21 protein-coding genes are annotated in these 21,898 nt (G+C 43.6%); 6 read left to right on the top strand and 15 right to left on the bottom strand.

Going from position 1 to position 21,898, the window contains the following annotated elements; genetic code table 11:
• Window positions 1-154 precede the first annotated feature (154 nt).
• The 3 genes from LWP20_RS11785 (at window position 155) to LWP20_RS11775 (ending at window position 3,577) form a co-directional block, all read left to right on the top strand.
• A complete protein-coding gene (locus tag LWP20_RS11785) occupies window positions 155-1,177 on the top strand; it encodes an NADP-dependent oxidoreductase (RefSeq protein WP_242928344.1) in 1,023 nt (340 codons plus the stop codon).
• Between the two features lie 104 nt (window positions 1,178-1,281).
• Entirely contained in the window at window positions 1,282-2,439 is a 1,158-nt protein-coding gene (locus LWP20_RS11780; protein WP_242928343.1) for an iron-containing alcohol dehydrogenase, read from the top strand.
• An 892-nt stretch (window positions 2,440-3,331) separates the two neighbouring features.
• Window positions 3,332-3,577 carry a hypothetical protein gene (locus LWP20_RS11775; protein WP_242928342.1) on the top strand — a complete coding sequence of 82 codons (246 nt, stop codon included), beginning with the start codon at window positions 3,332-3,334 and terminating at the stop codon, window positions 3,575-3,577.
• A 107-nt stretch (window positions 3,578-3,684) separates the two neighbouring features.
• Here LWP20_RS11775 and LWP20_RS11770 read toward each other — a convergent pair whose 3' ends face one another.
• The 5 genes from LWP20_RS11770 to LWP20_RS11750 form a co-directional block, all read right to left on the bottom strand.
• The gene (locus tag LWP20_RS11770; protein ID WP_242928341.1) at window positions 3,685-5,019 is read right to left on the bottom strand and encodes a 4Fe-4S binding protein; all 1,335 of its coding nucleotides are present in this window, start codon (window positions 5,017-5,019) and stop codon (window positions 3,685-3,687) included.
• Complete coding sequence (locus LWP20_RS11765; RefSeq protein WP_242928340.1) at window positions 5,016-6,401, bottom strand: NAD(P)/FAD-dependent oxidoreductase; 1,386 nt, start codon at window positions 6,399-6,401, stop codon at window positions 5,016-5,018. Before LWP20_RS11765 ends, LWP20_RS11770 begins: the two co-directional genes overlap by 4 nt.
• 6 nt (window positions 6,402-6,407) lie before the next feature.
• Window positions 6,408-7,202 carry a DUF547 domain-containing protein gene (locus LWP20_RS11760; RefSeq protein ID WP_242928339.1) on the bottom strand — a complete coding sequence of 265 codons (795 nt, stop codon included), beginning with the start codon at window positions 7,200-7,202 and terminating at the stop codon, window positions 6,408-6,410.
• A gap of 172 nt (window positions 7,203-7,374) precedes the next feature.
• Window positions 7,375-7,587, bottom strand: coding sequence for a hypothetical protein (locus LWP20_RS11755; protein WP_242928338.1), 213 nt, complete (start codon window positions 7,585-7,587; stop codon window positions 7,375-7,377).
• A 55-nt stretch (window positions 7,588-7,642) separates the two neighbouring features.
• Window positions 7,643-8,242 (bottom strand): hypothetical protein, encoded by a 600-nt coding sequence (locus LWP20_RS11750; RefSeq protein ID WP_242928337.1) that lies wholly within the window; start codon window positions 8,240-8,242, stop codon window positions 7,643-7,645.
• Window positions 8,243-8,385: 143 nt separating this feature from the next.
• On the opposite strand from LWP20_RS11750, the gene LWP20_RS11745 reads away from it, so the two are divergent.
• The 3 genes from LWP20_RS11745 (at window position 8,386) to LWP20_RS11735 (ending at window position 10,468) form a co-directional block, all read left to right on the top strand.
• On the top strand, window positions 8,386-9,072 hold the full coding sequence (locus LWP20_RS11745; RefSeq protein WP_242928336.1) for a hypothetical protein: 687 nt from the start codon (window positions 8,386-8,388) through the stop codon (window positions 9,070-9,072).
• 102 nt (window positions 9,073-9,174) lie between these two features.
• The gene (locus LWP20_RS11740; protein WP_242928335.1) at window positions 9,175-9,720 is read left to right on the top strand and encodes a hypothetical protein; all 546 of its coding nucleotides are present in this window, start codon (window positions 9,175-9,177) and stop codon (window positions 9,718-9,720) included.
• A gap of 199 nt (window positions 9,721-9,919) precedes the next feature.
• Window positions 9,920-10,468, top strand: coding sequence for an SRPBCC family protein (locus tag LWP20_RS11735; RefSeq protein WP_242928334.1), 549 nt, complete (start codon window positions 9,920-9,922; stop codon window positions 10,466-10,468).
• Between the two features lie 80 nt (window positions 10,469-10,548).
• Here the strand turns inward: LWP20_RS11735 and LWP20_RS11730 are convergent, their stop codons facing one another.
• The 10 genes from LWP20_RS11730 to LWP20_RS11685 all read right to left on the bottom strand — a co-directional run bounded on the left by LWP20_RS11730 (window position 10,549) and on the right by LWP20_RS11685 (window position 21,638).
• The gene (locus LWP20_RS11730) at window positions 10,549-10,998 is read right to left on the bottom strand and encodes a DUF421 domain-containing protein (protein ID WP_242928333.1); all 450 of its coding nucleotides are present in this window, start codon (window positions 10,996-10,998) and stop codon (window positions 10,549-10,551) included.
• A gap of 13 nt (window positions 10,999-11,011) precedes the next feature.
• A complete protein-coding gene (locus tag LWP20_RS11725) occupies window positions 11,012-11,497 on the bottom strand; it encodes a hypothetical protein (protein WP_242928332.1) in 486 nt (161 codons plus the stop codon).
• Between the two features lie 154 nt (window positions 11,498-11,651).
• Window positions 11,652-13,142: an amino acid permease gene (locus LWP20_RS11720; RefSeq protein ID WP_242928331.1), complete on the bottom strand. Its 1,491-nt coding sequence runs from the start codon at window positions 13,140-13,142 to the stop codon at window positions 11,652-11,654.
• A gap of 113 nt (window positions 13,143-13,255) precedes the next feature.
• Window positions 13,256-13,612 carry a hypothetical protein gene (locus LWP20_RS11715; protein ID WP_242928330.1) on the bottom strand — a complete coding sequence of 119 codons (357 nt, stop codon included), beginning with the start codon at window positions 13,610-13,612 and terminating at the stop codon, window positions 13,256-13,258.
• Window positions 13,613-13,622: 10 nt separating this feature from the next.
• Window positions 13,623-15,383, bottom strand: a complete 1,761-nt coding sequence (locus LWP20_RS11710) for an amino acid permease (RefSeq protein ID WP_242928329.1) — start codon at window positions 15,381-15,383, stop codon at window positions 13,623-13,625.
• A 332-nt stretch (window positions 15,384-15,715) separates the two neighbouring features.
• Complete coding sequence (locus LWP20_RS11705) at window positions 15,716-17,653, bottom strand: KUP/HAK/KT family potassium transporter (RefSeq protein ID WP_242928328.1); 1,938 nt, start codon at window positions 17,651-17,653, stop codon at window positions 15,716-15,718.
• A gap of 71 nt (window positions 17,654-17,724) precedes the next feature.
• Complete coding sequence (locus tag LWP20_RS11700; RefSeq protein ID WP_242928327.1) at window positions 17,725-18,381, bottom strand: DedA family protein; 657 nt, start codon at window positions 18,379-18,381, stop codon at window positions 17,725-17,727.
• A 537-nt stretch (window positions 18,382-18,918) separates the two neighbouring features.
• A complete protein-coding gene (gene dapA, locus LWP20_RS11695; RefSeq protein WP_242928326.1) occupies window positions 18,919-19,788 on the bottom strand; it encodes a 4-hydroxy-tetrahydrodipicolinate synthase in 870 nt (289 codons plus the stop codon).
• Between the two features lie 99 nt (window positions 19,789-19,887).
• On the bottom strand, window positions 19,888-20,622 hold the full coding sequence (locus tag LWP20_RS11690) for a LytR/AlgR family response regulator transcription factor (protein ID WP_242928325.1): 735 nt from the start codon (window positions 20,620-20,622) through the stop codon (window positions 19,888-19,890).
• 11 nt (window positions 20,623-20,633) lie between these two features.
• The gene (locus tag LWP20_RS11685; protein ID WP_242928324.1) at window positions 20,634-21,638 is read right to left on the bottom strand and encodes a sensor histidine kinase; all 1,005 of its coding nucleotides are present in this window, start codon (window positions 21,636-21,638) and stop codon (window positions 20,634-20,636) included.
• Window positions 21,639-21,898: the final 260 nt, after the last annotated feature.

The following is a 21,898-nucleotide window of genomic DNA, read 5'->3' as shown; positions in this document are numbered from 1 at the left end:
GGCCTCCTGTTTATAGTTGATGATAGACTATAAGCAGGAGGTTTTTACTTTTACATGAATGCTTATTTAAGTCCTGAATCCTCAGTATAGCTGGCAAACAATAACTCCTGTCTTTGGTTATGCGTGTAATCAGTGTATACCTGATTTATTAACTATGAGAGCAAGAAGCATATTACTAAATGAGCGCCCGCAGGGCATGCCAACCGATAACACGTTTAAATTTATTGAAGACGACTTACCGGAATTGCAGGAGGAACAGGTGCTGCTAAAATCACTTTATATTTCCGTAGACCCCTACATGCGGGGGCGCATGAGCGAGGCAAAATCTTATGTGGCGCCTTATCAGCTACACGAGCCAATAACAGGTGGTATAGTAGCGGAAGTAGTAGAAAGCAGGAACAAGCAGCTGCCACAAGGCGCCGTGGTAATGGGTAACCTGCCCTGGCAAACCTATAGCATATCTAATGGTAACGGGCTAACTCAAATCGACCCTAATCTGGCGCCATTAAGTTACCACCTGGGTATACTTGGCATGCCCGGCCTGACAGCTTATTGCGGCTTAATCTTTATAGGAGATCCGAAGGAAGGCGAAACGGTGGTTGTATCGGGGGCAGCAGGAGCAGTTGGTTCGGTTGTCGGGCAGATCGCTAAAATAAAAGGTTGCCGCGTAATAGGCATTGCTGGCTCCGATAATAAAGTTAACTACCTGAAGCAGGACCTGGGCTTTGATGAAGCCATTAACTATAAAACTACAGGTAACATACAGGAGGCCCTGGCTGCTGCCTGCCCTAACGGCGTAGATGTATACTTTGACAATGTAGGTGGCGAGATATCGGACGCAGTTTATAGTTTGCTGAATAAATTTGCCCGCATTGCAGTATGTGGTCAGATCGCTTTTTACAATGCTACTTCGCGCCCAACAGGGCCGCGCGTAGAGCCTATCCTCCTGAAGACCAGCTCACTGATGAAAGGTTTTATAGTCAGTGATTATATGGAGCGGTTTGGAGAAGCAGCCTCGGGGCTGGCAGGTTGGCTAAAAGAAGGTAAATTGCAGTACGAAGAGAATATTCTGGAAGGCTTCGACCAATTACCGCATGCTTTCCTGGGCTTGTTTAAAGGCGAGAACATTGGCAAACAGCTCGTAAAGGTAGCCGAGTATAGTGGCGCAGGGCGTTAGCATACCTAAAAACAAGTATAAAGTATGTTCCTGATTTCTCTTCCTTAAAAATTTTATCTCTGGGTTACCCCAGGTAGTAACAAGTATATCATTAGCATATTAATATGAACAATTTCACATTCTATAATCCGGTTAAGATCATTTTTGGAAAAGGCGAAATCAAAGCTGTTGCCAAGGAAATACCAACCGAAGCCCGCGTTCTGATGACCTATGGCGGAGGCAGTATTAAAAAGAACGGTGTGTATGAACAGGTGATGGATGCGCTGAAGAACCACAAGGTTGTAGAATTTAGCGGCATAGAGCCGAACCCGCGCTACGAAACATTGATGAAGGCAGTTGAACTGGCAAAGGCTGAGCAGATCGATTATATCCTGGCAGTAGGAGGTGGCTCGGTAATAGACGGTACCAAACTGATCGCGGCAGCTATTCCGTTTAAAGGCGAAGAGCCCTGGGACATCCTTTCCAAAAAGACGCCGGTAACGCATGCCATACCTTTTGGTGTGGTACTGACCTTGCCGGCTACCGGCTCTGAAATGAACTCCGGATCTGTGATTACACGCGAAGAAACCAAAGAAAAGTTTTCTTTCGGAAGTCCGTTCACTTTTCCTAAGTTCTCGGTACTTGACCCAGAAACCTGTTATACTTTGCCGCCTCGCCAGTTAAGCAATGGTGTGGTAGATGCCTTTACGCACGTGCTGGAGCAGTACCTGACCTACCCAGTAAACGCACCGCTGCAGGACCGCATGGCTGAATCTATACTTATTACTTTGAAAGAAGAAGGCCCGAAGGTATTGGCGCAACCAACTAAATATGATGTAATGGCTAACTTTATGTGGTGTGCCACTATGGCCCTGAATGGGGTGATCAGGGTAGGTGTGCCAACCGACTGGGCAACGCACATGATTGGCCACGAACTTACCGCCCTGCATGGTATAGACCATGCCCGTACGCTGGCAATTGTATTACCATCTTTGCTGCGTTACAAGCGCGATACCAAACGTGAAAAGTTACTACAATATGGCGAACGTGTTTGGGGAATTACTGAGGGCAGGGAAGAAGAACGAATTGAGGCGACTATACAGGCTACGGTAAACTTTTTTGAGTCGCTGGACATACGCACCAGGCTGAAGGATTATGATGTTGATAAAGAAACAATCCGGGAGATTGTGCAGCGGTTTGAACAACGTGGCGTGAAGAACCTGGGCGAGCGTGCTGATATTCAGGTAGGCGATGTGGAGCAGATTCTGACCATGAGCCTTTAACACAGCCAAAATATAATACAATTAAAGTCCGTCGGGGTTAATTCTTCGGCGGATTTTTTTATTACGGCTAAAAAGTGAGAAGTATTACATATATAAAAACTATGGCGTAACAACGTTTAAAACGGCAATAAGCTGTTTATGAGCTAATTTAATGGCTAAAACTTAAGATTTACAGGTAAATTTTCCGAACGTATCAGGCAAAAACCCGTTAAACCTACAGGCGGAGCCGGAATAGGAAGCTAAGTAGGGTAGGCGCTCCGTCAATTTTAGCCGCCTATTTAAAATTATACTATCACTATGGAAAAATTCGCATTAATAAGTAAACAACTTTTAATATTACTTGTCTCTTTTGTTGCAGTATCGGATACAGACCACGCCAGAAGAAAATATAGCTAAGATTTACCTGAATATTTTGACCAGCAAGAAAGGCATCTATAATATTATAGATGCCTTTCTTCTGTTTAGCTTATTTTGCAAATAGCTGCGATACAATAATTTGTAAACCTTGTTAAGCTTAAAGTGCAACTTTGAAGTTATAACAAAAACTTACCTGTATTAAGCTAAGCTTAAGCAGAGTTATGATTTTAAAAGTATGCATGCTGAACTTTTAAGCCGAAAAAGTCATTTATCAGAAAGCTGCACAACTTAGCAGGATTTACAAAAGCATTCGGATTCAGTATGAATTTTGGTTTGTAAATTTTTTAGAGAATAAGCTTGTATATTAAGCGTGTGGCTGTTAAATTGCATTATCCTGTTTTAGAAAAGGGTTAAGTAATTAAGTACTAACTGGTTTTATTGTGGCTGTTATAATCAAAAAAAGAGGAAATGTATTGGCTGGAAAGCGGCATGGCATGCTTCTTGGTTATGATGGTTTAACCTTAACTTTTAGCAAATGCTAGATATTATCAATTTCATCGCACTTTCTGGGATTTTCAACATTCTTTTCTTTTGGTATGCTTCTACCAAAATGAAATCTAAGCCAGATCCGGTGAAAACGCTTATAGTATCTTTTGTCTTTTCAATCCCGCTTAGCTTACTGCTTATCGGAGTATATACAACCATGCTGATTTATGCTGCCAAGAACGGTGCCAGCGAAGATGCAATGTGGGAGTATATGGAGCAGGAAGAACTTCAATAGCCAGCCGCAATTTATATTTAGATACTTTTTCTGAGTCCCTTTATATAAAGTATGACTTTGCTTTTACAAAAATCGAGCATGTTATACTTGCTGATGAAAGTATAAACCTAGCTTAAAAAGTCCACATCGTTCCGGTTTATTAGTACTGATGCCGCATACCGGTTTTCTGTAGGACCGTTTTCCAGTTTAAGCACTCCTCTCGGGCAAACATGTGCGCAAATGCCGCAGCCCACACAAGAGGCCCGGATAACAGGTTGCCCCTGTTGTGCATACCAGCGCACATCTATCCCCATTTCGCAATACGTTGAGCAGTTTCCGCATGAGATACACTGGCCACCATTGGTTGTAATCCGGAAGCGCGATAAATGCTTTTGCAGCAAACCCAGGTAAGCAGCCATCGGGCACCCAAACCTACACCAAACTCTGTTGCCAAGTATAGGGTAAAAACCAACGCCTACCACACCCGAAAAAATAGCCCCGATAAAAAAGCCATAGGTAGCCGAAAAGCCCTGGGATAAACTGCCTAAAATGCGGCCCTCGCTCCAGGAATTTAGCCAGAGCAGCAGGGTAGTAAGTATAATAAAACCAAAAACAGGGTAGATGATGGCCACTTCCCAGCGCCAGGCTGAACGGCTTTTATCTGATAAATGACGGTATGGATCGCCGGCAGTTTCCGCAAGACCGCCGCAGCCACATACCCATGAACAATACCACCTTTTGCCGTAAAAGTAGGTAAGCACAGGTGTGGCTATAAAGGAAAGAATAGCTCCCCAAAATACCATAAATGTGCCCATTGCAGCGCCATCTTGCACTAAATAACTTACCGTTCCCGGGAAAAGATAATCATACTTAAGCGGCCAGAAATAGCTGAAGTAAAACTCTGGTTTGTTAAACAATAGTAAGAGTGCAGGTAACAGAAAAGCAAATCCGAGCTGAAAGAACATAACCGAAATGGTGCGGATAATGTGGTAACGGTTGTTGCGATATTTAAGCAATGCGTGCACGCCCATTACCAGTACCGCCAATGTATAAAACGTGCCATACAGGAACCACTGATCGGCGGGCTTATGGCGCAATAAGCGGCTGAGTGGCTCAACAGCCAAAACAAGTCCCTTCAGGGTATTCGGAAACCAATAGAGTAAAATATAAAAGCCTGTCAGTACCAAGGCTATTACCCAGCCGGTAATACCACGTGCAGTAATATCCTTTTGCCAGGTATAATTGTTTTGCTCAGCCACCGGCTTCTGCATTCTTAACTGCCAGATGGTGATAAGTCCACCCGCACAAAATGCCATAATTCCGCCAAGTCCAAAGTATACCGGCGAAATAACCTGATACCCTGCAAATGCTACTAAAACACCTAGCAAACCAGCAGCCATAAGTATAACTCCAACAATTTTTAAAATTTTGGCAGAAGTGTAGAAAGTATAAGTTGTAGTCATAGTGGCTTATCGGAGTTTTCTAGATGCATAGCCAAGCCAAATTTCTTGCGCAGCTGCCACCAGCTATTTTGCTTTTTTTGCTGCGCTTTGTCAGGAAATTTATTGAAGTAAAGTTGTCTCAGCTCAGGCTCGTAGTGGCGATAGAACTCCGGATCAAAATTGGCCGCTTCCAGTTCATAGATTACATCTTGTAGTTTATACTTTTGCTTCAGCCAATGGTGGCAGAGGTCGTGGCGGTAACGTATACCTAGCAGATTTATACCTTTGAGCATTTCGGTATCGCGTTCATAAAATAAGCGAATAGCTTTGGTGCCAGCTGTGTTTTGCCAGTAAAGCGAATCGTATTTTGTTTCATCCCAACTATTTGGCACATAGCCATAGGTCTGGTACTCAATGTTCAGGAATTTTGCCGAGTTAAACCAGGGGCCACGTTCATAGTTTTGTGCTTTGCCGCATAGTATAGCAGCCAGCGCCTCTCCGTGCAGGCGTGCTGTATACCAGAGCTGTTCAAGTGCTGGTTGTTGTTCGTATTTTTCTCGGAATTCGGCACAGTCGCCTATGGCATATACACCGGGGATATTGGTTTTAAACTGGTTATCTATAAGTATACCTTTGTTAAGCTGAAGCGCTGTATTTCTGAGAAAATCTGTATTGGGTTTTACACCGGTTGCAATGCCTACAAACTGGCACGGTATAGTTTCTCCGGTATTTGTTTTTACAGCGCCTACCTGCCCGGCAGTATCGCCCAAAATTTCATCGAGTTCAGTAGTTAGTTTCAGGTTAATGCCTTGGTTCTGAATGTGCTGTGTGATCAGGGTTGCTTCCTGTCCTGGCAGGACATTTTGCCAGTATAGTTTATCACGTACCAGCATCGTAACTGCTATTCCACGGCTCTTCAACATCTCGGCCATTTCGATACCTATGAGTCCGCCGCCAACAATTACCGCCTCATTTATACCTTTTGTTTGCGTTTCCATCTGCTCCAGGTCCTGCAGGGTTACCAGCCCTTGCACACCTTTCAGGTGTTGGCCGGGCCAGTTATAGTAAGCAGTGGTAGATCCGGTGGCAAGTACTAAAGTATGGAAAGTAATGGGTTCGCCTTTTTGAAGATGCAACTGTTTCTGCTCAAAATCTATACTTACAACCCGGTCATGAACTAGGGTAATGTTATTTTTGCGCCAATACCAGTCGGGGTAAGGTACAATATCCTTGTAGCGCATGTGCCCCATGTAAACATACATAAGCGCGGGGCGCGAGAAATGCGTGGCAGATTCAGCTGAAATGAGCGTGATACGGACGTTACTGCGTTTGCGAACCTGCTGCGCCAGTGTTACGCCTGCAATGCCATTCCCAATTATAACAAGATGTTCGTGTTGCTGCATCGGCAATTATTCGTTCAGACTCCAGTCGTAGTCCAGGTAGGTAATTTCGGCGCCAGGTTTGATCTTTACCTTCGCGTACTGATTAATAAAACTGACCAGGCTGCCATTCTTGGTGAAATCGCTGCTAAACCAATTGAATATACTTGAAAGTTTCGGTTTTTCAGGCGTAATCCTGTTTTTAGTAGGATCATTCAGGAAAAGGCGTGTTTGTTCTGTTAGCTGGAGTTCCAGTTTGGCAGCAGTATAAGCTTCGCGGCGTAATACCGGGCAAGACCTGGAAGCACAATTGATAGCAAAATGAATACGAGGCTCCTTAAATTTCCTGCGTAGGATATCATGCTCTATGTTATTCAGTGAATACGCAACACCGCCCAGTTTAAAGAATTTCTTATCCCAGACTGTATTTATAAGTGGTACTGCCAGTTTGCCGTTCAGGTCTTTTATACTTTTAACAGGGTAGTTATCAACTATAAGCTTTACTGTAAAGGCATTATAAGCATTTATCCAGTAAGCAAGCTGTTCTTCTGTGCTCCAGGTTTTTTCGTCCGGAATGCCTTTACTCAGCTGTGCAAGGTACATATCCAGCTTTGCTTTGTCTTGTATAAAACCTTTGTAGCTGACATTGCCATTGGGCTCAACATGCTTTTGTAAGAGTTGTGTCCATAGTATATGGTTTGCCTTTAATTGGTTTGCTGCCGGTTGTGCCTGGCAAGCCAACACCATACTAGAGATAAGCAACAGCTGTAAAAGCGAAGCAATATATTTTTTAGTAAGTATGGTCATCAGAACGGAGATTTGCACGCCGGTAACAAGCTATTAAACTACTTTGTTTAAGCAAATGTACGAAGGCTACTATGCTTACGGATTGAGGTTCATCAGTTAGTTTACATATAGCTGTTTGCCGAAAAGATTACGTTGCGTTTTAAACAAAAAAGCCAGGCATTTGCCTGGCTTTTTTGTTTGTAATTTATACTTAGTGGCTACCGGCACTGCTGCCCATATCCTGGCCGCCGTCCTGTACATCGGCACTTCCACGGCTGCCGCTTTTCTGCGATGGTGCGCCGCCCACTTGGCCTTTCATCATCTTATCTTTGTCTGCGTTCTGGCCCTGTACATTAGGCATTTTATTGCCTTGGTTCATGTTCTTATTCTCGTTCTTCGATTTATCTTTTTCGTTCGCTTTCATAGGAGTTTATGTTTAAGTAATTAGGAAGCACGGCTGTACGCTATGCTGTTGTTTATTAATATTGTTCGTAATCAGGGTTAAAGCCATACTCGTTTGGTGAGTTGTAGCGGCGAGGCTGGTTACGCAGTTGCCCGGTCAGTGGGTCGTAATGGCGTGTGCGTTCCTGCTCCCGGTAATAATCGCCATCATATCCAACACTCAGCGAGCCAGCCATGTTGCCATAGTTTTCATTGCGCCTGTTTCTATATTGGTCACGGTCCCAGTCGCGCTCATCTCTGAAATTGTCTCTGTTTTGGTTGCCATACCGGGCTTCATCTCTGTCTGGTCTGTATTGCTCGTCACGGTTTCTGGCAAAACGGTTCTCAGATTCATAGTCAGAACGGCGGTTGTAATCGCCTCTGTCGCGCTCATCCCATTTCATGTTTTCATAGTGCATATTGCCGGAGCGGTTTAGTGCATAGTTTCTGCCATGCCGCTCTTCCTGGTGCCTGTCTCTTTCAAATCCATAGTATGTGGTTCTATCCCTCTCAGGGCTGTAAGTATCCAGTCTGTATGCACCCCTGTATACACTTGGGTCTAAAGGCTGGTCGTCTCCGCGGTAATGGTTTCGGTAGTCGGTGTATCCGGTTTTACTATACCAATCTATTCCTTCCATAGCTCAAATTGTCTTTTGTTGTACCTTTTTAAACGGGCAATTGCTACTGTGGGTTAGAAGCTAAGTTGCAATTGTGCATGATAACGGGCTAACCTAAAGGTGCTTAACAGCCGTAAAAAAGATACAAACTATAATTAAAAGCTATGAGACACGAAAATGTAAATTACCGCGATAACAGGGAAGAACGCGAGCCTCGCTGGTTGCATGAGCAGGAACATGGGCACAATTCAAGCCGGGGAAATTATACAACAGATTCGCATTTTAATCTGGGTTATGGCCGGGCTTACGATAAAGATTATGGCGACCAGCGTAATTTTAATGCAAATGCAGAACAAAGTTCTATGTACCCCGAAGGGCGTTACCAATCGGGTGGAGCTACCTATAGCGGAGAAGATTTCAGCAGCCATAGGCGCCCTAGAAGAAACAACCCGCTTGGTGTGGTTTATACTGATGATCGGTATAATTCTGGCCGCCACTACGATGCCCGTGCTGACTATAGAAATACTGATTACGAGCATTTACGCCATAATGCACACCCAAGCGAGCGCTATCGTATGGCTGATGAGCGTTTCGGGCATGATGTTGTGCACCCCCGTAATCGTAAGGATGATTTGTATCTGGGACATTCTTCCCGCGGAGATTTTGAATCGTACAGACGCTACGAAGAAGGCAATCCAAGGTATGATAGTGATTACAGGGGAGGCTTTGCCGGAAGAAACTATAGCGACCAGGGCAGACCTCATTTTGGTGAAGATACTTCATACGGCAACCAGGATAGATGGCAGAACCAGCAGCAAGGGCGCAATGAGCGGGGACCGCGTAACCGGTAACAAGCTGCAATTTGTAACGCAAACGTATAAACTATAACTATATAACGGCGCTCCGGTACCCGGGTACTACCTGGGGCTGAAGTCTTAACAATAAAAACAATTATGAGAAATTATAGAGATAGCAGAGAGCACAACGACGAAGGTGATTATGGCAAAAAGCAGTGGCGCTACGAACAGAAAATGATGCATAACCGCCACAGAGGAGAGTATGAAGGTGAACGTGGTTACCTGCAAGATGGCGACCGTATGGAGCGAGGATACCGGATGCCGCCAAGTTACGAGGGCAGGGGAGATAGCCGCGGTGGTAGCCGGGAAGATTATTTAAATACCATGTATGAGTCGAGCAATGTTTATGGTATGCCACGTCATGAAGATTACGGTTTACCACACGGAGCCGAGAACGATGTAAACCGTATACATTTTTACCCTTTGGATGAAGGACCGTACGGACATCAGCGGTCGCATTACCGGTATAGTATGGGGTACGACCCTAACCTAGATAATCCGGAAGAAGGAGATCGTTACCGTAATTTTGATAGCCGGGGCAACCATGGCTACCGACACGATGCCTCGTATGGGCACGAGGATGAATTTCGTGATTTTGGTAACGACCATTACGGGCCATCCGATAGAACAGGCAACTGGTAGTAGAAAAGTGCAAAATCAAAAATTGTATACTTATCAGTACACTTACGTATAAGGGTTATACATTAGTATTAAATTTCCATCTGAAAAAGGCCGCAATTACAGTTGCGGTCTTTTTTTATGGCCTTTCCTGAAATATTGTAAAACTGCTATTCTTTGCGTATTTTTATTAAAATTATACTTCTGATTTACCAGTTTTTATATGAAAACACTAAAGTATACAGGTTTTAGTTTGCTTGTTATTGTGTTGCTTTTGGTAGTTGTTTCCATCTTTCTGCCTTCAAAAGTGCACGTAGAGCGAACAGTAATTATCAAGGCACCGGCTTCCCTTGTTTTCGAGCAGATAAACACGCTGCGTAACTGGGAAAAATGGTCGCCTTGGCATAGTATAGATCCTGCAATGAAACTTACTTATACAGGTCCTGCAATGGGTCCGGGTGCCCGCTATTCCTGGTCAAGCCAGCATCCTAATGTAGGCAATGGTATACTTACGCTAAAGAAAAGCCAGCCAAACTTGCTCATAGTTGCTGAAATGGACTTCCGGGAAAATGGGAAAGGGACAGGTACGTATACTTTTAAAGAACTGGCTGATGGCACTTTTTTAACCTGGGCTATGGATACGGATATGGGTAATAACCCTGTAAGTAAGTATGTCGGGTTGTTTATGGATGGTATGATTGGCCCGGATTTCGAGCGTGGGTTAGCCAACCTGAAAAAAATCTCTGAAAACCAGCTTTCATCAAATCATTAATAAAATGTAAAGGAGGTCTAATCTTTTTACATTATTTTAAAAGAAGCAGAGGTATAACCTAGTTTGTAGCGTTGCTGCTTTTATTTATTCTCTTTTGGTATGATCGTGATTTTGCCATCTTTCTCTAATATGGCATATTTAATCTGATCAAGGTTTTCAAGGCCTTGTAACTCCCTTGCAGATTCCATAATATCTGATTCGTTTACCCGCGATTTCTTCATTCGTTCTTTCAGCATTTTGCCATTGTCGATAATAATAAGCGGTACGCCATCCAGAATTTTCTCTACGGCGGTAAAGCGCTGTTTGAATAACGACATGCCCACATCTACAATCAGCAGGGTTGTAATCAGCAGGAAACCATTTGTGATCGAATAATCATCGGCAAGCAGGGCTTGTTGCGTTGTTTCAGAGATAATAAGCAATAACACAAAATCAAAAACAGTTGCCTCGCTCAGGGTTCTCTTGCCACTTATCCTGAATATCAATAACAGGAAAAAGTATACTATAACGCCACGTATTACAGAATCCATGTGTTTTTAAGGGTTAAGGATATATATATTGAGAGATACTAAGCTGGTGCTTACCATTATCAACCATGTACTGCAAGCTGCCGGCTTTTTGTGGTTTGAGGTAGAAGAGCAGTGAAGCGTTTACCGGTGCGCCCTCAAAAGTATAAAGTATACTTTCGTGAGTAACCTGTACTTGTTTTGGCTCCGGAACTACTTCCTCTATCCTTACTTTTTCATAGAATGCCTTGCTGAAACGTACTTGAGAGCTTGGTTCGTGGAGCGTGATTTTCAGGGTAGATGGTGCATCTCTTCTTAGAAAACGTTCATAGGCAACTTCTATACCAGCTGCAGTACTACCTTCCGTTTTGTCATTTATAATTCCACCGCGTCCTGTAAAGCCAAGTGCAGCGGCAACTACAAATAGCAGCATGAGTATCCAACCAATCCGTTCTAAAATTAATGACTTATGCTCCAGTGCCAGGTCTTCATCAATATCAAGTTCCTGATTGTGCTTTTTCATGTGTTTAAAGCTAATTATAGCCGTTAAACGCAGCATGATTTTTATGGTTTTGGGTGGTGATTTTTAACATTCCGGAAGTTTGAGTGCTGGGTATAATTGCATAAAAAAAGCCACTGTAATTAACAGTGGCTTTTTACTTATAGTGGAAAGTTGGTTATGCTTTCAGCGTTTCTACAGGAGCATCTTCCAGCTGTTTTTGCAACTTACTATTCTTACGGCCATACAGGAAATAAATAAGTATACCTATTGCCATCCAGATGATCAGTCGCATCCAGGTATCAAAACCCAGGTTTAGCATCATGTAACCACAGATCAGGATACCTAAAATAGGTACAAGCGGCACCAATGGTGTCTTGAACGGACGATTCAGTTCCGGGCTGGTGCGGCGCAGCATAATAATACCGGCACACACAATCACGAAAGCCAGCAGCGTACCTATACTTACCAGCTCGCCAAGCAAGCCAATCGGGAAAATGCCGGCAATAATAGCTGCAATCACACCTGTAACAATGGTAGCAACGTGTGGCGTGCCAAAACGTGGATGCACTTTACCGAAGAAAGCCGGCAATAAACCATCGCGCGACATTGCAAAGAAAATACGCGGCTGGCCCATAAGCATTACCAGTACCACTGATGCAAGACCTGCAATTGCGCCGATACCAGTAAAGAAGTATAACCACTTAAGCGCAGGGCCTGCAGCTGTAAGCGCTACCAGTACAGGATCTGGTACATTAAGATTCTCGTAAGACGTTAAACCGGTAAGAACCAGTGACATAAGTATGTAAAGCACGGTGCAGATACCAAGTGATAGCAGCATACCTATCGGCATGTCGCGCTGAGGGTTCTTAGCTTCCTGGGCAGCAGTACTAACGGCATCGAAACCAATGTAAGAGAAGAATACAATGGCTGCACCCTGTACAATACCACTCCAACCAAAACGTGTGCTGCCATTTGGCAGTATTTCCATCTCCGGAACAAAAGGAACCCAGTTTTCAGTATTAACATACTGGAAGCCAAAGATGATTACCAGTAAAACGATAGAGATCTTAACAACTACGATAAGGTTATTGATTTTTGCAGATTCCTGGATACCAACTATAAGAAGGGCAGTTAGTACGAGTATAAGCAAAACAGCTGGCAGGTTTATAAAAGTACCAGTAGTTGTAATAGAAGTACCATCATAAGCCAAAGGTGCGCTTGCTACTATGGCAGGAATGTGGATGCCAAGAGATTTGAGTAAGCTCACAAAGTTTCCGCTCCAGCCAACAGCTACGGTAGCTGCACTGAAAAGGTATTCAAGTATAAGGTCCCAGCCAATTATCCAGGCAATAAACTCGCCTAACGTAGCGTAACCATATGTGTATGCACTACCAGCTACCGGAATCATAGAGGCAAACTCAGCGTAGCAAAGCCCGGCAAATAAACAGCCCAGACCGGCTATAATAAAGGAGAATACAATTGCCGGACCTGCCGCGTTGGCAGCAGCTGTGCCTGTTAACACGAAAATACCGGCACCAATAATGGCACCAATGCCCAGCATAGTCAGGTTGCTGGCTGTAAGGGTCCGTTTTAAGGTATGTTCCCCGCCCTCAGATTCCCTGATAAGCTTGGCAACTGATTTGGTCGCAAAAATATTTTTTGCCATAAAAGTTTAGTTGTGTGTTAGGTGTTTAGTAAGTAGAGTTCTAATATAAAAAGATTGCACTGTATTGCAGTCGTAACTAATCAAAAAGACATACCTGCAAATAGCAGAAAAATCTATGGAGCGTTGGGGAAAATCCGGAAACGAAGAGATAGGAATATGAAATTGAAACTGTGGCGTAGTTGCTTCTTTATTGCGCATGCATCGGCATAAAGTAGCAAAAAGGCCAGTAAAGAAGCTGGCAGTGCCCAGTTTTTAAAAGATGAGATAACTTCCAGATCGAGAACCTGTTCGATCCAGGCTACAGCGTGTTCTGCAGAAACAGGAGTAATGAAGTCCTGCTGATCAGAAGATACAGCAGAGGAGGGGATGGAGGTTCTAAATTGCTGAACCTGGAAATTAATTGAAAAGCATAGCAGTGCCAGCCAGAAAACTATGGCTAAAGCAGTTGCTATGCTTTTCGTTTTATTCATTATCTAAGCTTTATGCTTTAGTAGGGGCAGCTGCGTTAGTAGGGTGTAATTTACTGTGTCTGTAGCCGTAGAAAAAGTATATGATAAGCCCAAGTACAAGCCATGCCAGGAACCGGCTCCAGTTTGTAATACCCAGTTCCGTCATCAGGTATAGGTTTGTAAGCAGGCCTAAAACCGGAATAAGAGAAAGATTGCGCGTAAAGCTCAGGTATACCATAACAATTGTAACAAGCATAAAGCCTATTAGTGGCAATTTATGCTGGAATACTTCCCAGCCAGACGCTTCCCCCTCTGTCATACTAAAGAACTGTGCAATGCCTTCCTGGTTGTAAATATAGACAAGGCCTATGCAGATAATAAGTAGTAAAGGCAGCACATACTTGGCATTTACATAAGGCACCCGGAAGCCTTTACCAACCGGAACCTCATGTTTCTGCTGCTGAATAAGAATGCCACCACATACCAGTACAAAGGCAAACAACGTTCCTATACTTGTCAGGTCGGTTACCTCGGTCAGGTTCATGAACAAGGCTGGCACCGCTACTACGAAACCGGTAACTATAGTTGCAAACCAGGGCGTTTTGTGTTTCGGGTGAATGCTTGAAAATATCTTAGGTAAAAGACCATCTCGGCTCATACTCATCCAGATACGTGGTTGCCCATACTGGAAAACCAACAGAACGCTTGCCATGGCCACAATCGCACTCACAGCCACGATACCGGCAATTGCATCCAGGTTCACTCTTGAAAATACATACGCCAGCGGGTCGCCAACAGCAAGTTCAGTATAAGGCACCATGCCGGTAAGCACAAGGGCTATAACAACGTAAAGCGCTGTACAGATTACCAGAGACCAGATCATAGCCCGAGGCAGGTCGCGTTGGGGATTTTCGCATTCCTCGGCGGTTGTAGAAATCGCATCAAAACCGATGTAAGCAAAGAAAACTGCTGAAACACCTTTCATAATGCCTGATATACCGTTAGGAGCGAAAGGGCTCCAGTTACCCGGGTTTACATAAAATGCACCTACTGCAATCACAATAAATATAACAATCAGCTTTAGCAATACAAGAAGGTTAGCTGTTCGCTTCGATTCTTTAATGCCAATGTAAACCAGGTATGTGATCAGGACAGTAATGGCCAATGCCGGAATATCAGCTACTAATTTAATGCCTCCCAAAGAAGGTGCATTCTGCCAGGCCGCGTATGCCTGCTGCAGGTTAGAAGGCAGCGATGAAAGCGCAGTACCCTGGGCCAGCTGAGCCATCACTTCTGCATGGCCGCGAGAGGCGCTCAGGAAGTCCATGGTCAGGTATTCTGGTATAACCAGGCCAATGCCGCTTAAAAGGGCTGTAAAATAATCGGACCACGAAATGGCTACTGCAATATTTCCAATGGCATACTCCATAAGTAAATCCCACCCGATTATCCAGGCTATCAACTCGCCAAAGGAAGCATAAGCATACGTGTAGGCGCTACCTGCTACCGGAATGGTAGAGGCAAACTGAGCATAGCATAATGCCGAGAAGCCACAGGCAATAGCAGTAAATATAAATAACAGCGAAACGCCAGGCCCGCCTGCAGCACTGGCATTACCTATTGTACTGAAAATACCAGCACCAATAATAGCGGCAATACCAAAAGAGATTAGATCGCGGAGGCGAAGCGTACGCACAAGGTCAGTTCCCTGAATGTGCGCATCGTCTTTATAGTCGTTGAGAAGTGCAGTAGCGCTCTTGCGGCGGCGTAAATTAAGGAGTAGTTTATTCATGTAAGGTTGCTGTATACAGCTACTTATATTTTTAAAGTGGTTCTTTTATACTATAGTATTAGCCTTATATCCGATCCGATAACTGAAATCCTGATCATTTTTAAGCTTAAAAGCCAATACACCTATAAGCAGATAAAGATATTAAGTAAATAAAGATATAGCAAGATACTAATAGAAGTGGAATCTTGAATGAAAACTGCCAAAAAAGCTTAAAAAGAAACTTTCCAGGTTAGCTTCTGAAACCCTGAAAACAAAAGATGCAGCAGTATTTCCTTTTTAAGGATACTGCTGCATCTAAAATTATTAGCGTATTACTTACTTTAACTACAAACCTAAACAGAAACGCGTTTAAGCTGGGGTGCCTGAACAGGAGAAATTACCAACGGTACTTTCTCTACCTTAACAGAGCTGGTATCCAGGCCAAACCACTTGCTTTCTGAGCTGGTAAACTGCTTGATATAGAAGTATAACTCCATGATAAGGCGCTCTTTCAGAGGCAGGTCGTTTTCGTAAGACAGGAATTTTTCAAGTACTACAAAACGGAAGTCACCAATAAGGTTTTGCCTGTTAAGCGATATGTAGCGGCTTGTAATATCCACTTCTCCATTATCTACCAGCTCTTCAACAACTTTTCTGAAGAACAGGTTAATGCGCTGCTCTACCCGGAAGCCAAGTTTAAAATCAATGCGGATCACATCTTCTTCATCCAGTTTTCGCACCTTATACTCCATTGTATAGGGCTCGTCGGTTGTGTCTACGTGTACAAACCAGTAAATATCAGCACGTTTCGGGCGTTTCTGGAAAATTGAATAAATAACCTTTGATTCTATTTCTTTCGTTTTCGGGGCACTGGTCATAAATACCAGGTGGGTGGTATACTTTGGAATGGTATCATCTTCGCTTAGCTCTTTCAACGCAGGTATGTAATCGCGCAGTCGCACGTACTCTGTCAGGTTACGTTTGATGTAAAAGGCCTTAATCCAGGTATACATAACGGCAAGGAGCACAATACCAATCAGGAGCGATACCCAGCCACCATGCGGAAATTTGCTCAGGTTGGCAATCAGGAAGGATGATTCGATGCTGATATAAATGGCCAGGAATACAACTACTAGCAGGCGAAGTTTATACTTTACATACAGGTAATAACTTAACAAAATGGAGGTAGACAGCATGGCCACAGTAATAGACAAGCCATAAGCAGCTTCCATGTGCTCCGATTCGCGGAAATAAAGTACCACACCTACGCAGCCAAGCCAAAGCATACGGTTTATACTAGGTACATACAGCTGGCCCTTCAGGTTTGTTGGGTAAACCAATTTAACCCGTGGCCACAAGTTCAGGCGGATGGCTTCGCTTATAAGTGTGAAAGAACCGCTGATAAGCGCCTGGCTGGCAATTATAGCTGCAATGGTAGCTATACCGATTCCGAAAATCAGGAACCAGCCTGGCATAATGGCATAAAACGGGTTTTGAGTAAGTTTGCTGCCCGCATGCGACATCAGCCAGGCGCCTTGACCGAAGTAATTCAGCAAAAGGCAGGTTTTTACAAAAGTCCAGCTGAAACGGATGTTTGCTTTACCGCAATGACCTAAATCAGAATACAAGGCCTCGGCACCCGTAGTACACAGGAAAACAGCACCCAGCAGCCAGAAACCGTTCGGGTAATTTACCAGCATTTCGTAGGCGTAGCGCGGGTTAAACGCAGCAAGTATCTCCGGGTGATGTACCAGCGAAAGCAGACCTAATGCCCCAAGCATCGTGAACCAAGCCAGCATTATAGGGCCAAAAGCTTTACCTACGATCTCTGTACCAAAGTTCTGCATCATGAACAGCAATGTAAGTATAGCTATCACAATGGGCACAGTAGGTATGGAAGGTTGCAGAATACGAAGCCCTTCGATAGCTGAAGAAACAGAGATCGGAGGAGTGATAATGCCATCGGCAAGCAGGGCACAACCTCCAAGCATAGCCGGTACTACAAGCCATCTGGCTTTACGGCGGATAAGCGTATAAAGCGAGAAAATACCACCTTCGCCATTGTTATCGGCCTGTAAGGTAAGTATAACATACTTTATAGTTGTTTGCAGGGTTAACGTCCAGACAACACAGGAAATACCACCGTAAACCAGGGTTTTGTTAATTACCGCCTCCCCAATGATAGCCTTCATTACATAGAGCGGCGAGGTGCCTATGTCTCCGTAAATAATGCCCAGCGAAATCAGTAAGCCGGCCGTAGAAACTGCGCTGGCATTTTGTTTAATACTCATTACAGGTATTCAGATTTAATTTACTATTGCCCATACTTTACTTCTGGTCTGAGGTAAAGTATGGGCTGTATTTATTTGAACTCTTTTTTAGGAGCTAGTTTTTGTTTTACAAAGGCCCAAACCGGAGGTATCAGCGATATCACAATAATACCTAGTATAAGCATGGAGAAATTCTTCTTAACAGCCGGCATATTACCAAACATATAGCCAATTAGGGTAAAGAACAGAACCCATGCCAAAGCACCTGCAATGTTATAATAAATAAAGTGGCGGTAGTTCATTTTTCCAACTCCGGCCACAAATGGCGCGAACGTGCGAACGATAGGTATAAAGCGGGCATAAATGATGGTGCGGCCGCCGTATTTGGCATAAAATTCCTGCGTCTTATCAAGGTGTTCGCGGCTCAGAAACCAGTAATTGCGCAGGTATACTTTATCGCCAAGTTTGTAGCCGGTAAAGTAGTTAAAAGAGTCGCCTAAAATGGCTGCAACGCACAATAATACAATCAGGAATAGCAAATTGAGGTTTGACGAAGGAACAGCTGCCAACGCTCCAACAGCAAAAAGCAACGAATCGCCCGGCAGGAAAGGCGTTACAATTAAACCTGTTTCGCAAAATACGATCAGGAAAAGTATAAGGTAGATCCACATTTTATACTCTTTCAGCAATTCAACCAGGTGCACATCAATGTGAAGTATAAAATCGATCAGTTGTTGGATTATCTCCATTATTTAAATTTTTATTTGAGACAGATTAAAATTAGCGGATATACAGAAGAGCTCTTACGGTATAATCCTGAAATTGGAAATCAGCTGTGTGGTTTTTCTATAAATGAGAAGTAGCTGAGCGTATAGCGGATAAATGCATTCATGCTTTTTAAAAAGGAAAGCTGCTGATCGTTATGCAGGTTAACAGGTGCAAAAGCAACGGAACAAAGCTTTGAAGTATGTTTTACGCCTTCTGAAAATTCAGATTTCTGAACTGTAATTTGATAAGTATGCAAAGACGTAGACTTAACCCTTGATAAAAGTATAAAACATAACAGACCTGATATTTTAAAGCAAAACTCCTGTTTCCTCATCAAAATGCCATCAGCCCGGAATATTCTGGCAAAGGAAAAAGGTAAAAAAATCGAAAGCAAATGTTAAGGCTAAGAATATTTGTTATACAGCCACTTATGCTGATTTTTTTGCAATTTCAAGTATAAAGGCAGAGCCGGAGACAATTAAACTGCCTCCGGCTCTGCCTTTATACTTTATACTTGCTTACAGTAACTTGTAAAGTTTGTCTTTTAAACCAGATGTAGCCTCAACCAGCGGTAACCTAACGGCTGCCGTACTTACCCCAAAGCGCTCCAAAACGGCTTTAACACCAACCGGGTTGCTTTCTTCATACATCAATGGATTTATGTCAACAAAATCGTACAGCAGTTCTGATGCAGCTGTAAAGTTGTGTTCCAAACCAAACTGAACCATACGGCTGAATTTTTCAGGGAAAGCATTTGCCAGAACAGAAATAACACCCACCGCTCCGAATGTAATCATGGGCAGCGTAAGCAGGTCGTCGCCACTGATCAGCATAAAATCGGCTGGCTTGTGTTTGGCAATGTGCATACACTGCTCCAGGTTGCCCGATGCTTCTTTTATGCCAATGATGTTTTCATGTACGGCCAGTTTCAGCGTAGTATCGGAAGTTACATTGCTGCCGGTGCGGCCGGGTACGTTATACAATATAACAGGAACCGGTGAAGCATCTGCCACCATTACATAGTGCTGGTAAATACCCTGCTGCGATGGTTTGTTATAGTATGGGCTCACCGAAAGTATAGCTGTAATGCCATTCAGGTCAGTTGAAGCTATCGTATCGATAACATGCTGCGTGTTATTGCCGCCAATGCCATAAACCAACGGAACACGACCATTAACGTGTTGCTTTATAAATTGCAGAATTTCTGCTTTTTCGGCGGTTGTGGTGGTTACCGATTCGGCTGTTGTACCATTTACTACCAAATAATTGACGCCGCCTTCTACTGTAAAATCCAGCAGTTTGCGAAGCGCATTGTAATCTACGGCAAGTTCTTTTGTGAATGGCGTAACCAGGGCTACACCCGTGCCTCTTAAAGTATCTTGTATCATTTCAGAAAATATGAAACACGAAGTACGAACTATGAAACGTTTTCTGCAAGTATAGCTGCCCCGAATCTTTTAATCGAGCTTTATTTGGCGTGCCTGTGATTACTGGATGTTATTCTCTTCCACCCATTTCAGGAACTGGTCTTTGTATACTTCGCCTATCGGAATTTCTTTATTACCAATCCGGATACGGCTTTTTTCGATGCTATCAATCTTTTGCAGGGCAACAATAAAGGAGCGGTGCACCCGCAGAAATTTGGTCTCGGGTAGCTTCTCCATCATTTTGTTCATCGACAGCAGCGTGATGATCTTCTGATCCCTTGTTTGAATAATGATATAATCCTTCAGGCCTTCTATCCAGAGTATGTCTTTAAAATCGACCCGAATGGTTTTGTAGTCTGCCTTTACAAACATAAAATCGTGCTCGGCTGCCGGTGCGGCTACAGGAGCAGCAGGTGTTTCGGTGGGTTTGCCATTGTGCTGTAGCCGTTCCTGTGCCTTGGTTACTGCTTTCAAAAACCTGTCGAATGGGATTGGCTTAAGAAGATAATCCACTGCATCGTAGTTGAAGCCTTCAAGTGCATAATCAGGGTAAGCGGTAGTGAAGATGATGAGAGGCTGGTTTTTGAGTATGTTCAGAAACTGTATACCTGTTAGCTCTGGCATCTCAATATCCAGGAACATGAGGTCGATTTTCTCTTCCTGCAAAACCTGCATAGCCTCAGTGGCACTGGAGCAGGTTTTTACAAGCTGCAGAAAAGGCAGTTTGCTTACGTAGCTTTCAATTATATCAAGTGCCAGAGGTTCATCGTCAACGGCAAGGCAGCGAATGGTCATAGTTTTATAGATTAGTAGTATAGTTTCAGCGTAGCGTAAAATGTGTTCTCTTTTTCTTCTAAAGCAAGCTCATGTTTGTTGGCATACAGCAAGTTAAGGCGCCGGCGCAGGTTTTGCAAGCCAATACCGCCATACTCCCGTTTTTTATGTGTGCTTGAGTTGTTAATCGTGCTAAAAAGGAGGTAATCGCTGCCTACAACCAGGTTAATGATGATGCCTACCTCGTTCTTGCTGACCAGGCCATGCTTAAAAGCATTCTCCACCAGCGTCATCAGCATCATAGGGGCTATCTGTTTTCCGTCGAGGTTGCCCTGAATGTTAAATTTTATACTTGTCTGCTCGCGCAGGCGAAGCTTTTGCAGGTCTATAAAGTTCTGGATGTGGTCTACTTCTTTTTGCAGGCTTACCAGGGTGTCGTTACTCTCATACAGCATGTAGCGCATCAGCAACGAAAGTTTCATAATAGCATCCGGCGTTTCCGGCGATTGCTTGTAAGCCAGCGAGTAGATATTGTTAAGCGTGTTGAATAGGAAATGCGGGTTTACCTGCGATTTCAGGTAAGCCAGCTCAGCCATCAGTTTCTGATTTTCCAGCTCTTTATTGCGGCGCTCATTCTTAATATAATTGCCTGTTACCTTTAAGGCAGAGCTGATAAACACAGTTACCAATCCACCAAGTACGTATTGCAACAGCCGCTCGTAACTGTACAAAGATTTCATGCCGGGGTTAAACTCTCTGAATACATAAAAATCGAGGGGAGAGCGCACCAGGGCAATTAATGAAAGAGTAGCAAGTACGGCGGCAATGTAAACGAAAATGCGGTTACGGGCCAGGTACTTTGGTATAAGCACATACCAGTTAAAGTAAAAAATAAGCAGCTGAAACGACAGGCCTATGGCTACATCGAACACCTTAGCTACCGACAAGGCTCTGTTAGCCTGCAGGTAATAAAATATCCAGGCCCCGAAAATCAGCCAGCCTATCACATGCAGGGCAACTTGATATCGCTTTTTCATTGGAACCTCATGTAAGGCAAAGGTAGTCGAGTTCACAAATCAGGTTTTGAGTAAAGTATAAAAAACAGGTTAAGTATCTTTTCCGAATGCCTGTTTTACACTTAAAGATAAGCAAAGTATAGCATTTAAGTGTGTTGGAGCTGCTAACTATATACAAAGGCTTTATTTATAGCTATTAAAGTATTGTTTTACAGGATTAAACATGTTTTTGGGAGCTAAATGGCTTTGGTCTAGTTTTTTAAGCGATTGGTATAATAGGT

This window comes from Pontibacter vulgaris (assembly GCF_022758145.1).
Taxonomy (GTDB): Bacteria; Bacteroidota; Bacteroidia; order Cytophagales; family Hymenobacteraceae; genus Pontibacter; species Pontibacter vulgaris.
Note: the sequence above shows the minus strand (reverse complement) of the source record. Positions and strands in the feature narration are given on the sequence as shown.